This window comes from Cupriavidus consociatus (assembly GCF_017814975.1).
Lineage (GTDB): Bacteria > Pseudomonadota > Gammaproteobacteria > Burkholderiales > Burkholderiaceae > Cupriavidus > Cupriavidus consociatus.
Genome location: NZ_JAGIQA010000025.1, coordinates 82,617 through 95,169, shown reverse-complemented (window position 1 = coordinate 95,169; position 12,553 = coordinate 82,617). Strand labels below are relative to the sequence as shown.

10 protein-coding genes are annotated in these 12,553 nt (G+C 59.8%); all 10 read right to left on the bottom strand.

Features of this window, described 5'->3' with window-relative positions; translation table 11 throughout:
- Positions 1 to 178: 178 nt before the first annotated feature.
- The 10 genes from J8I82_RS28065 to J8I82_RS28020 all read right to left on the bottom strand — a co-directional run bounded on the left by J8I82_RS28065 (position 179) and on the right by J8I82_RS28020 (position 12,553).
- Positions 179 to 1,228, bottom strand: coding sequence for a branched-chain amino acid ABC transporter permease (locus J8I82_RS28065; RefSeq protein ID WP_209762138.1), 1,050 nt, complete (start codon positions 1,226 to 1,228; stop codon positions 179 to 181).
- Positions 1,228 to 2,115, bottom strand: coding sequence for a branched-chain amino acid ABC transporter permease (locus J8I82_RS28060; protein WP_284183193.1), 888 nt, complete (start codon positions 2,113 to 2,115; stop codon positions 1,228 to 1,230). Before J8I82_RS28060 ends, J8I82_RS28065 begins: the two co-directional genes overlap by 1 nt.
- 9 nt (positions 2,116 to 2,124) lie before the next feature.
- Positions 2,125 to 2,868, bottom strand: coding sequence for an ABC transporter ATP-binding protein (locus tag J8I82_RS28055; RefSeq protein WP_209762136.1), 744 nt, complete (start codon positions 2,866 to 2,868; stop codon positions 2,125 to 2,127).
- A 2-nt stretch (positions 2,869 to 2,870) separates the two neighbouring features.
- Positions 2,871 to 3,647 (bottom strand): ABC transporter ATP-binding protein, encoded by a 777-nt coding sequence (locus J8I82_RS28050; RefSeq protein ID WP_284183199.1) that lies wholly within the window; start codon positions 3,645 to 3,647, stop codon positions 2,871 to 2,873.
- 107 nt (positions 3,648 to 3,754) lie between these two features.
- Positions 3,755 to 4,969 carry an ABC transporter substrate-binding protein gene (locus J8I82_RS28045; protein ID WP_209762132.1) on the bottom strand — a complete coding sequence of 405 codons (1,215 nt, stop codon included), beginning with the start codon at positions 4,967 to 4,969 and terminating at the stop codon, positions 3,755 to 3,757.
- Positions 4,970 to 5,595: 626 nt separating this feature from the next.
- On the bottom strand, positions 5,596 to 7,182 hold the full coding sequence (locus J8I82_RS28040; RefSeq protein ID WP_209762130.1) for an AMP-binding protein: 1,587 nt from the start codon (positions 7,180 to 7,182) through the stop codon (positions 5,596 to 5,598).
- Positions 7,183 to 7,248: 66 nt separating this feature from the next.
- Complete coding sequence (locus J8I82_RS28035; protein WP_209762128.1) at positions 7,249 to 8,832, bottom strand: class I adenylate-forming enzyme family protein; 1,584 nt, start codon at positions 8,830 to 8,832, stop codon at positions 7,249 to 7,251.
- Between the two features lie 42 nt (positions 8,833 to 8,874).
- Complete coding sequence (locus tag J8I82_RS28030) at positions 8,875 to 9,696, bottom strand: SDR family oxidoreductase (protein ID WP_209762126.1); 822 nt, start codon at positions 9,694 to 9,696, stop codon at positions 8,875 to 8,877.
- 36 nt (positions 9,697 to 9,732) lie between these two features.
- A complete protein-coding gene (locus tag J8I82_RS39395) occupies positions 9,733 to 10,920 on the bottom strand; it encodes an acyl-CoA dehydrogenase family protein (protein ID WP_209762124.1) in 1,188 nt (395 codons plus the stop codon).
- A gap of 31 nt (positions 10,921 to 10,951) precedes the next feature.
- Positions 10,952 to 12,553 carry an acyl-CoA carboxylase subunit beta gene (locus J8I82_RS28020; RefSeq protein ID WP_209762122.1) on the bottom strand — a complete coding sequence of 534 codons (1,602 nt, stop codon included), beginning with the start codon at positions 12,551 to 12,553 and terminating at the stop codon, positions 10,952 to 10,954.

Sequence of the window (12,553 nt, the reverse complement as noted above, 5' to 3'; positions counted from 1 at the left end):
CATTCGGGCGCTAGGCGTCGGGACTGCGCCGACGGTACGAACGAAAAAAGCGCCGCCAGAAACATCCTGGCGGCAGCAAGACCCCGACTAAAAAACGCCCCGTCGTCAGGACGTCTGCGATCAGTTCGCAACCGCGGCAGTTACGATTCCGGGGGAGCCCCCGGAAGAAGCTGAAGTCTTACCTCGGCGGTCGACTCGCGAACGTCTTCCACCAACCCTCCAGCCCACCAACGATGCCGCTTCGGAACGTCAGCACACAGACAACAAAGACCCCGCCGACCACCATGGAAACGGATTCGCCGAGGGAGCCGAACCAGGCTATGCCAGTGGCACTAGCCAGGAAGTCACCAATGTCGCCAAGCTTGTTCTCGAGCGCGACGATTACAAACGCGCCGACGATTGGTCCTGCCATGGTCCCGAGACCGCCCACGAGTGTCATCAAGATGACAGTGCCAGACATCGACCAGTGGACATCAGTCAGGGTTTCGAAGCCAAGTACTAACGCCTTGAGGGCGCCCGCGAGTCCGGAGAGCGCAGCAGATAGAACGAAGGCGAAAAGTTTGAAGCGTGCGGTGTCGTAGCCTAGTGAGATGGTGCGCGGTTCATTTTCCTTAATCGCCCGAAGGATTTGTCCAAATGGCGAATGCACAATGCGCGCAATCAATGCAAACGCCGCGACGATGATCACTAGTCCGACGTAGTAGAGGGTCGTGTCGTCGGATAGCGGTAGCAGACCGAAGAGCTTTCCACGAGGAATACCCTGCAGGCCATCCTCACCACCTGTAAACGGAGTCTGCAGGAAGAAGAAAAATAGCATCTGTGCAAGTGCCAGCGTAATCATGGCGAAGTAGATACCCTGGCGACGAATTGCGAGCGAGCCAACGACGTAGCCAAGTCCCGCGCCAGCAGCAAGGCCGATGAGTAAGCCGAGTTCCGGTGTGACGCCCCAGGCCTTCATAGCGTAGCCGCCAACATATCCGGCGGCGCCGAAGAAGGCCGCATGCCCAAACGAAAGCAGCCCCGTGTATCCAATCAATAGATTGAAGGCACATGCGAACAGCGCAAAGCACAGAACTTTCAGCAAGAACACAGGGTAAGCGCCAATCCACGGGGCCACCAGCAGTGCCCCCAAGAGCCCCGCGTAAAGCACGGCCGGCAGCCTCGCACCAAAGAGCCATGGCGCGCGCTGAAGCTCTGCATTCGTATCGACTACGGATTGACCGTTCATCACTTATCCCTCCCGAAGAGCCCCGCCGGGCGCAGCAACAGCACAATGACCATAATGAAAAACACGACCGTGGAGGACGCCTCTGGATAGATGACCTTGGTAATTCCCTCAACTACTCCAAGCCCGAGCCCGGTGACGATTGAGCCAAGAATTGAGCCCATACCGCCAATCACCACCACAGCAAACACAACAATGATGAGGTTCTGCCCCATTAGCGGCGACACTTGGACGACAGGCGCCGCCAAGACACCGGCAAGCGCTGCCAAACCGACACCACAGGCATAGGTCAGAGTAATCATGCGTGGAACATTCACGCCAAACGACTCGACAATCTTTGGGTTCTCCGTGCCGGCCCGCAGGTATGCACCCAGCTTTGTGCGTTCAATGACGAACCAGGTGGCAAGACATACGCTGATGGATGCACCCACGACCCAGGCGCGGTAGTTCGGGAGAATCATGAAGCCGATGTCAGTGGCGCCAGTCAATAGGTCAGGCGTCGAGTATGGGAGTCCGGACACCCCGTATGCGGAGCGAAAGATGCCCTCGATGACCAACGTAATGCCCAGTGTCAGGAGTAGACCGTAGATGTGATCGAGCTTGTATATCCAGCGAAGCATCGACCGCTCAATAGCTACGCCGATGGCAGCCACGATGAGCGGTGCCAACAGCAGCATCACCCAATAGCTTAGTCCGGCATACTGCATGCCCATCCAAGCCAACACAGCGCCCAGCATGAACAAGGCACCATGCGCAAAGTTGATAACGTTTAGCAAGCCAAAGATAACCGCCAGGCCCAGGCTGAGCATGGCGTAGAAGGCGCCGTTCACGAACCCCAACAGCAACTGCGACAGAATGGCGGGCAACGGAATTCCAAAAATTTCAGGCACGACAACTCCTTACACGCCAAGCAGCTCATGGAGCTTCGGCAATTTCTGCTCAAGTTCCTTCGATTCAAAATGCTCGACGATGCCGCCGTGTTCCATCACATAGAACCGGTCAGCCAGTGGCGCTGCAAACCGGAAGTTCTGCTCGACCATGACGACGGTGTAACCTTTCTTCTTGAGCATCAGAATCATGCGTGCGAGCGCTTGTACAATCACTGGCGCCAGGCCTTCGGAAATTTCATCAAGCAGCAGCAGATTCGCACCAGTTCGCAAGATGCGCCCCACCGCCAGCATTTGCTGCTCCCCACCGGACAAACGTGTGCCCTGACTCTGCCGACGCTCCTTCAGGTTGGGGAACATCTCGTATATCTCGTCCTCCCCCATGCCAGTCCCGGCGGTCTTCAGTTGCGGTGGCAGCAGCAGGTTCTCCTCACACGAAAGGCTGGCAAAGATGCCACGCTCTTCGGGGCAGTAGCCAATGCCACAATGGGCAATCTTGTGCGTCGGAAAGTGTGTGGTTTCGGTGCCGTTGACCTTAATCGAACCGCGGCGGGCACCGGTCATCCCCATGATGGCGCGAAGCGTCGTGGTACGGCCCGCTCCATTGCGACCGAGTAGCGTCACCACCTCGCCAGAGCGAACTGTCAGGTCTACGCCATGAAGGATGTGGGATTCGCCGTACCAGGCGTGCAGGTCGCGGATTTCCAGCACAGGCGAACCACCCGTACCACTGGATTTGGGTGTTGTAGCGGCCATGATTAGTGCGCTCCCTCCAAGCCGGCCTCGGTCGAACCCATGTAGGCTTCAATTACCCGTGGGTCGCTCGAAACATCCGCATATGCACCCTCAGCCAGAATTGCTCCCCGCTGCAGAACCGTAATTCTGTCCGCAATGGACGAAACCACGTTCATGTTGTGCTCGACCATCAGGACCGTACGCCCGGTAGAGACCTTTTTGATGAGCCGCGCGACTCGGTCGACGTCTTCATGCCCCATTCCCTGGGTTGGCTCATCCAGCAGCATCAATTGCGGCTCCATGGCGAGCGTCGTGGCAATCTCAAGTGCGCGCTTACGCCCGTATGCAAGGTTGACAGTTATCGTGTCGGCCATTTCTGCAAGCCCCACTTCATCCAGTAACTCCATCGCTGCGTTATCGAGCATCTTGAGAGATTTGTCCGATCGCCAAAACTGAAACGCGGTACCTAGCCTGCGCTGCAGCCCCACACGTACGTTTTCCAGCACGGTAAGGTGAGGAAAGACTGCAGATATTTGGAAGGACCGGATGACACCCCGGCGGGCAACTCTGGCGGGAGCCTCGTGGGTGATGTCAATGTCGTTGAAGTGAATGGTTCCCGCAGAGGGCTCCAGGAATTTTGTGAGCAGATTGAAGCAGGTGGTCTTCCCTGCTCCGTTGGGTCCAATCAATGCGTGAATCGAACCGCGCTGCACGGAGAAGCTGACGTCATTGACAGCGGTAAATCCTTTGAAGGATTTGCTTAGGTTTCGAACTACCAGGATGGAGGATGACATCGCAATTCGTCATGTTTGAAGGTGCGCCTCGCCCCGCCAGAATGCGCTATGCATTCAGCGTCTTTATCCGCAGCGGCAGGCCTGCCGCCGAGGAGAAAGTTATTAAGGGGTGGTTACTTCCGGACTAGCGGGCACTTGCTCTCGGCAAGCGGGCGGAAGGCTTGGTCAGCGGGGATCGTCTTCAGTAACGTCATGTAGTCCCAAGCGTACTTGGACTCGCTAGGTTTCTTCACCTTATAGACGTACATGTCGTGCACCATTCTTCCGTCGGCACGGATGCGACCGTTTGTCGCGAAGAAGTCATTGATTGGCATCTCTCTCATCTTGGCCATCACAGCGCCGGCCTCGTCAGTACCTGCTGCTTGCACCGCCTTGAGGTAGTGCATGGTCGATGAGTAGTCGCCAGCGTCTCCCATATGAGGCATGCGCTTCATCTTTTCATTAAAGCGCTTCGACCATGCGCGCGTCGCGTCATCGCGATCCCAGTAGAACGCCGTCGTGAGGACGAGCCCCTGTGCCTCCTTCAAGCCAAGCGCGTGGATGTCGGTATCCCATACCAGCAGACCGGCAATGGTTTGCTTTCCTTGAGTCAAACCAAACTCTGAAGCTGCCTTCATCGCATTGACGAAGCCCTTGCCGGAACCGGCCATGGCCACCACCTTCGCCTTGGAAGCCTGCGCCTGAAGCAGGAATGACGAGTGATCGCTTGCGTCGACGGGATAGCGAAGCGAGCCGACAACGTTTCCGCCGTCAGCCTTAACCACCTGAACCGCATCCGCCTCAAGCGAATGGCCGAAAGCGTAATCAGCGGTGAGGAAGTACCAGGTATCGAGCTTCTGCCCGATTAGCGCTTTCGCCGTGCCGGTGGCGAGAGCATAGGTGTCATATGCATAGTGAATGCTATTTGGGGTACAGCCTTCGCCGGTCAGGCGGGATGAACCAGAGCCGTTCACGATAGCAATGCGATTCTTCTCTTTCGCAACGTTCACGACCGACAGTGCTACGGCGGAATTGATCAGGTTCGTCACCATGTCCACGCCGCGTGTGTCAAACCATTCGCGCGCACGGGTAGCCGCAACGTCTGGCTTGTTCTGGTGGTCGGCAACGATGACCTCAATCGGCTTCCCGAGAACCTTCCCGCCGAAATCCTGGACCGCCATCTTTACGGCCGTCACCGAGCCCTCTCCCGACTCGTGAGAAAACTGGCCTGACATATCAGTCAACACACCAATCCGCACAACGTCGTCCGATACCTTGGACTGAGCAAGCACGTTACCGCCGCTGACACACAGCGCCATAAACGAGCCCAATACAGCACTTCTGTTCATCTTTGTCTCCTTCACTGAAATCCCTCGATGCAACCGCCAACGTTGGCGCCGACGGCCCGTGAATTCATATTTATTGGACGCAGCGTAGCCAACTACATCCACTTATGCAAGTAACTTTTTTCATAGCGGGCAACTTGAGCAAGGCACGGGGCCTTCGAGGGAGGATGAGGAGTATGGGCACTCCGCTGTCTAGGTGCTCTATGAAGCAGGTCGGAAGGATCAGCAGCGGTGGAAGACGATCATTCAGAACGGAAGCAACGAAAAGCTGCCATCTTCGGAACACAAGGCAACTGCCGCCGGCACGGATAATTGTGTTATGCAAGCGACAATTCTGCCTGAAGGCCGGCCCAAGGCTCTCCTGAAGGAGAGCGCGCAAATGTTGGGGAGGCCGATTTCGTCAGGCGCTCCAACTTTCCGCGAGCATGTCGCGGTTTATGCGGTTCGATGGCCAGTGCCAGTTCGGTGATGCTGGCTCGATGGGGATTGGCTGTGACGCTAGGCCGTGAGCTCAAGCGCCGAAACGCGATGGGGTGAGAGTTCACCGTTCAAAGCCGCGACCCTGACCTGCTCCCGCGTCGCTGATCGCTAAGACGCTGCCATGATAGGACTGGCTGAGCGCCCCAACTTCACGTCCTGACGTTCGCGGCCGGCGGCTCTTCCAGAAGCCTGGCCTTCATGATCTTGCCCGCAGGTGTCAATGGTAGAGAATCGCAGAACAAGATTTGGCGTGGCACCTTGTAATCGGCCAGCAGCGTATGGCAGTAATCGATAAGCGATTGCGCCGTTGGTTGCGTGCCGGCCTTGGGAACTACGTAGTAACGCCCCACTTCCCCAAGCACCGGATCCGGAACGCCAATGCCGGCAACCATCAGCACGTCCGAATGACGCAACAGCACATTCTCAACTTCGATCGGGTAGACATTGAAGCCTCCCTGCACGAACATCTCTTTGCTTCGGCCCATTAGGGTGACGAGACCCGCGTTATCGCGATAACCGAGATCCCCGGTATGTAACCACCCATCCGAGAAGGCCGCTGCCGATTCGACAGGCATATCCAGATATCCGGCAACGACTAATTCACCACGGATCCACAGTTCTCCCGTTTCCCCTTCCATCGCGTCGCGCCCATCTGGAGTCGTAATCCGCAGCTTGACGCCGGGCAACGGCATGCCGACAGAGCGAACCGTCGCTTCAAAATCGCTATCCCATGGCGACATCAGCGCCGCTCCCGACGTCTCCGACAAGCCGTAGAGATTCATCACCCTCGCCTGTGGAAACGTGTGCTGAAGCTGCTGCAGGAGGGTCGGGTCCGCGTTCGCCCCACCTGTTATCACCAGCCTGACGCGCTGCCGGTCGAGCCGGCCGATCGCCTCCTCTCGCAACAGCAGCGTATGCATGGTTGGCACGCCGGCGATGATGGTGGGCGGAAATGCCAGCATGTCCGAGATGACCTGCCTGGGACTGAAGGCAGGAATCAGCAGACTTGTGCCCCCGCCTAACAGCATGGCAAGAAAGCCGCACGTGAGGCCACCGACGTGGTTGAGCGGCAAGGCAAGCAACATCAGGTCGTCTGGCCCCAGGCGCAAGTGTCTGCATTGTGCTGCTGCCGAGGCAAGCTGACTGCGATGCGTAATCAATGCCCCCTTTGGTCTGCCTGTGGTTCCCGACGTGTAGATCAGGACCAGTGGATCGTCCGGGGCGGTGTTTGCCTGGGCTTGCTCAAGCTTCGCCTTGTCGACCGCGGTGGCATGCAATATGTCCAGGCACTGCCCCGCCGGAAGGTCGGGATTTCCCGTGAAGAAGTAGCGCTGCACGGTAGGCAGCCGGTCACTCATGCCCGCGAAGTAAGCGACGTAATTCATATCGCCCGCCACAGCAGGTGCAATGATCGCCCTCACCTTCGCATGGTTGACGATGTATTCGATCTCGCTTTCACGGTAGCGCACACTGAGACCGACCAGAATTGCCCCGATCTTGGCCGCTGCCAGATACGCCAGTAGCCATTCGGGTCGGTTAAGGCCAAGTATTCCCAGTCGGTCACCCTTACTGAAGCCCAGATCCAGCAGGCCGCATGCAAGATGATCCGAATCCCGGTCGAGTTCAGCAAAGGTGATTGGGCGGCCCTGGTAAATCAGTGCTGCCCGGTCCGGTTGCTGGGCCACATTTCTTTTGAGTGCCGTCCAGACGCGATCGATGTTGACTGGTTCATTCATGCTCTGTTCCCAATGTATGTGGTATGTACCTGAATGAAACTGCGCCCTGCCTGAGGCGCCGGGTGTTCACAGCGTCTGTGCAGCGAAACAGTCTTCGTGCTGCTTGCGCAAAACATGCTTCTGGATTTTTCCGGTGGCAGTCAGAGGAAGTGAGTCGATAAACTTCACGGCCTTTGGGACCTCGAACTTGCCGAGATTGGCGCGGCAATGGTCAATCAACTCCCGCTCAGTGCAGGTGGCATCTGCCTTCAGCACGACGAATGCACAGATGGCCTCGCTCCAGTGAGGATGCGCGAGGCCCACCACGGCGACGCCTGCCACAGCCGGATGACCGAGGATCGTGGACTCGACCTTGATGCTGGCAACGTTCTCTCCGCCGGTCTTGATCATGTCCTTCTTGCGATCAAGAAAGAGCAACTGGCCGCCGTCATCGACCAATCCCAGATCACCGGTGTGGTGCCATCCATACTTCTGCACAGCTTGGGTGGCCGCAGGATCCCTGAAGTAGCCAAGCATCACGTTGGGCCCGCGATGCACGATTTCGCCCACCTCTCCCGGCGCGAGCAGCTTGCCGTCATCATCCATGATCGCGGTTTCGCATGCCGCGGTAGATACGCCCCAGTAATTGGCATCGCGCTGCGGATGCTCAACCGGGCGGAAGTTCATGGTGACCGGATATATTTCCGTCTGCCCAGTCACCAGCATGATGTTGGAACTCATCGTCTCGGCGATCTTGTTGACGAGCGGGCGCGGCATGGGTGCCATGGCATAGATGCAAAGCCGCAGCGATGAAAAATCCGCCATCGGCGCCTGAGGATCGGCCAGCATCGCGCCGTACATCATGGGCAGGCCAACAAGTACAGAAATCTTTTCCCGCGCGATGGCAGCGATCACCGCTGGGGCGCTGAAGCCGCGCGCGACTACCAGGCATGAACCTGCCGAAAAGGCCGTGGCCGCGACCACATGCTGGCCACAATGAAACAGCGGCAATATCCCGCTCACGACGTCCTTTTCCGTAAAGGCAAACGTCGATAGGTTGGCGAGCATCGCGCAGTACACGGACGCGTGCGAATGCACGGCGCCCTTGGGATTGCCCGTGGTGCCGCTCGTGTACATGATGAGCGCGGGCTGCTGGCTGTCGATGTCGACTTCCGGCAAGGCCGTCGGGCGCCCGCGCGTCACGCTCTCGAGCGTCGCACCGCTGGCACTTCCCCCGCCGACGCTGGCCATAACGACCGGCAGGCCAAGGTCGTCGAGCAATGCCGCCATCTGCGGCTGCAGGCAGAATGCTTCATCGGCCACGATGCAAGAGACCTCCGCATGGCGCAGGATGTAGCGAATCTGGACCGGATCGAGCTGGATATTGACTGGCACCCAGATATGGCCCGCCTTGTGGATGCCATGAATGGCCGCCAGCATATCGGCTGAGTTCGCACACAGCGTAGCCACCTGAACGCGCCTCGGGTGTGCTTCAAGCAAGTAGTTGGCAAATTGGGAGCTGAGATCATCCAGTTCCCGGTAGGACAGGCGGCGATCGCCATCCACGATGGCCAGCCGCGCGCCGAACTTGGCGGCCGTCCGATACAGCACGTCGCCGAGGGCAATACGGCGGATACGCCGGCTCTCGGCCGACACGAGCAAGTTTTCCATCATTGTCTCCTCTTATTTTCGCGTCGCTCATACCTCGCAAGCTCAGCCTGCCGGGTACGCCATCTGTTCCTTTGCCGCCGCCTCGATCATCGGCTTGACGCTTTCGATGGCGCCGCCGCCGTCGCATGGAATGATGGCCCCCGAGACATAAGACGCGGCAGGTGAAGCCAGGAACATGGCCAGGTTGGCGATATCTCCGGCGGTGCCAAGCCGGCCGAGCGGGACCAGGCGCTCTACCGGGGAACCGCTCCCATCGTCCTGAGGCGCAAGGCGGCGCATCCCCTCGGTATCGGCAATCGGTCCCGGGGAGATGGCATTGACACGGATGCCGGTGCTACCCCATTCGATCGCAAGCACTCGCGTGAGTTGGTCGACCCCTGCCTTGGCGGCACAGACATGTGCCTGATAGCGAATCGGAACGACCGACTGCGGTGCCGTGATGTTGATGACCGAAGCGCCCGGGCTGGCGAGGTGAGCAAACGCCTGGCGCATCACGTGAAATGTGCCGTTGAGATCGATATCGACCACCACCTTGAAGCCATTGGAAGAAAGCTGATTGACCTCGGCAAGAAAATTTCCAGCGGCGCCGGAAACCAGCGCGTCGATCTTGCCGAAGCGCTCGCTGGCCGTCGCGAAGGCGCGTCCCACGGCATCGAAGTCGCGCACGTCGGCCGTCACCCCCAGCACTTGCGCGCCATGCTTGCTGAGCGCCGCCACTGCGGCGTCCACGTTCTCTTGCTTGCGGCTGGCCACGGTCACGTTGGCACCGTGTTGCGCAAAGGCGTGGGCGATGCCCAGATTGATACCGGTGGTGCCGCCGAAAACAAAGACGTGCCGACCAGTGAAGTCGAAAGATACGCTCATGGAAAGGGCTCCTGTTGTAGTGGCTTTCGCCCGCCGTCAGCGCACCGCGCGCAGCAGTTCCTCGGCAATGATCATGCGCCGCACCTCGCTGGTGCCGCCGCCGATCGTGGCGAGCTTGGCATTGCGGTAATGGCGGTTGACCTCCGTCTCCCAGATAAAGCCGGAGCCGCCATGGATCTGCACGGCCTTGTCGGTAACCGAGAGCAGCATCTCGCCAACCCGCAGGATGGAGGCCGCGCATAGCTTATGGAGATCGCCGCGGCCACCACCGCCTCGCTCCAGGTCGTTGCAGGCCGTCAGCGCACGGTAGGCCAGCGCACGCGCGGCCTCAAGTTCGACATACATGTCCGCCAGCATCGCTTGCACCATCTGGAACGAGCCGATTGGCTTGCCGAACTGCTGGCGGGTATTGGCATACTCGAGCGACAAGTCCAGGCAGCGCTGGGCCGAGCCAATACACGGCAAGGCCAGGAAGGCTCGCTCGATGTCGAGCCCGCTCATCACGACGGCTACACCGCGGTTCTCGCCGCCAATCAGGTTGCGCGCCGGCACGCGGCACTCGTCGAACACCAGCTCGCCCGTGGGAGCGCCGCGCCAGCCCATCTTGACCAGCTTCTGCGCCACGCTGAAGCCGGGAAATCCCTTTTCCACGATGAAGGCCGAGATCCCCTTGGCGCCCAGCGCCGGATCGGTCTTGGCATAGACCAGGATGACGTCGGCCACCGGACCGTTGGAGATGAACATCTTGCGGCCGTTGAGCACATAGTCGTCGCCATCACGCCTTGCCGTCGTGCGCATGCTGCCCAGCGCGTCCGAACCAGCGTCCGGCTCTGTCAGCGCCAGCGCACCCACCCACTCGCCGGAGCACAGACCTGGCAGGTAGCGCTGTTTCTGCGCGTCGGTGCCATTGCGCAGGATGTTGTTCAGGCACAGGTTCTCGTGCGGGCCCCAGATGAAGGCGGCATTGGCGTTCCAGTAGCCGAAGGCTTCCGCTACCATGCCGGCGGCGAACAGGTCCATGCCGGACCCGCCAAACTCAGGCGGTGCGGTAATGCCAAGATAGCCAGCGGCACCAAGCGCGGGCATCAGATGCTCGGGATACCAGTCATCATTGTCCATGCGGGACAAGAGCGGCGCCAGCTCAGCCCTGGCGAAGCGGAAGGCCTGATCGTAGACCTCGCGTTGCTCCGGCGAGAGGTCGAACTGGGAAGAGGATGTCGTCACAGCGTCTCCTGATAATCTTTTCTACGTTCGCTCAGATGCGCAGAATGCCCTGCTGCCGTTCGGCGAATGACGCGTTGAGCGCAGCGGAAAGCGCCACCCCCAGCGCATTGCGCGTATCGACCATATCGAGCACGCCGTCATCGCGAAGCTCCGAGGTCTGGTAGTACACACTGTTGCTGCGGTTGTAGTCGTGCTGGATCTGGTCGTGAATGGCCTGGATTTCTGCCGGGTCCGGCTGCTTCCCCTCGCGCGCCAGGGCCGCGATCTTTATCTGCGATAACGTACGGGCTGCCTGCTCGGCACCCATGGTGGCGCACTGCGAATGCGGCCACGCGAACAGGAAGCGCGGCTCGTAGCCGCGACCGGCCATGCCGTAGTTGCCGGCACCGAACGAGGCATGGCAGAGCACGCTGAACTTGGGCACGCGCACGTTGCTCTGCACCATGATCATCTTGGCGCCATCCTTGGTAATGCCGCGATGCTCGTAGTCGCGCCCGATCATGAAGCCGGTGATGTTGTGCAGGAACAGCAACGGCACGCCGTCGCGATCGCACAGTTCCATGAAATTCGTGGCCTTCTCCGCCGCCTCGCTGAAGAGCACGCCGTTATTGGCCAGGATGCCAATCTTGTAGCCCCACAGGTAGGCGTAGCCGCACACCAGCGTGGTGCCATAGTCGGGCTTGTACTCGTGGAACAGGCTGCCATCGACAAGACGCGCAATGACCTCCCGCATGTCGAATTGCTTCTTGATGTCGTCGGGGATGATTCCGTAGAGCTCTTCCGGATCATAGTAGGGCGCCTCCGGCTCGCGCGTGTCCAACGCCTGCTTGGGACGGCGGCGCAACGTGCCGACGATCTCGCGCGCGAGCGCGATGCCCTGGCTCTCCGAGTCCACTGCGTAGTCGGCGGTGCCGGAAATCCGCGTGTGAACATCGGCGCCGCCCAGTTCGGCTGCGCTGATGTCCTCCCCTGTCGCAGCCTTGACCAGCGGCGGCCCGCCCAGGAAGACGCCGCTGGAGCCACGGACCATGATCGAGTAGTCGGAGAGCGTCGGCACATAAGCACCGCCCGCCGTGCAATGGCCCATGGCGACCGCGACCTGCTCGACGCCGGCGGCCGACAGACGGCATTGGCTGTAGAACATGTGACCGCCCTCATGGAAAATATCCATCTGCATGGGCAGGTAAGCGCCTGCGCTGTCGACCAGGTGGACGATGGGCAGGCGGTTTTCCAGCGCGATCCTGAGGGCGCGAATCGATTTCCTGGCTCCCAGGGGATAGACAGCGCCACCCTTGATGGCGCTGTCATTGGCGAGCACCATGACCTCGCGGCCATTGACCACGCCGATTCCGGAGACGATACCCGCGCCCTTGATGTGCGCGTCATACTTGGCATGATTGGCTGCCAGTGGCGACAGCTCGAGGAATGGCGTTCCCGGATCGAGCAACAGGTCCAGGCGCTCGCGCACCAGCAGCTTGCCCTGGTCGCGCAAGCGCTTGACGTCGCGCTCCGGGCGCACATGGCGCACGTCGTGCATCATCGCCAGGAATTCCTCGCGCACGCGCAGGTTATGCGTGCGGTTGGCCTTGTAGCTCTCGGAGCGGGTGTTGATGCGGGACTCGATGCGGCGCAT

Coding starts and splice junctions, on each gene's coding strand:
- J8I82_RS28020 (WP_209762122.1), bottom strand. CDS start 12,553: ATGCGCCGCATCGAGTCCCGCATCAACACCCGCTCCGAGAGCTACAAG.
- J8I82_RS28035 (WP_209762128.1), bottom strand. CDS start 8,832: ATGGAAAACTTGCTCGTGTCGGCCGAGAGCCGGCGTATCCGCCGTATT.
- J8I82_RS28040 (WP_209762130.1), bottom strand. CDS start 7,182: ATGAATGAACCAGTCAACATCGATCGCGTCTGGACGGCACTCAAAAGA.
- J8I82_RS28065 (WP_209762138.1), bottom strand. CDS start 1,228: ATGAACGGTCAATCCGTAGTCGATACGAATGCAGAGCTTCAGCGCGCG.
- J8I82_RS28030 (WP_209762126.1), bottom strand. CDS start 9,696: ATGAGCGTATCTTTCGACTTCACTGGTCGGCACGTCTTTGTTTTCGGC.
- J8I82_RS28055 (WP_209762136.1), bottom strand. CDS start 2,868: ATGGCCGCTACAACACCCAAATCCAGTGGTACGGGTGGTTCGCCTGTG.
- J8I82_RS28045 (WP_209762132.1), bottom strand. CDS start 4,969: ATGAACAGAAGTGCTGTATTGGGCTCGTTTATGGCGCTGTGTGTCAGC.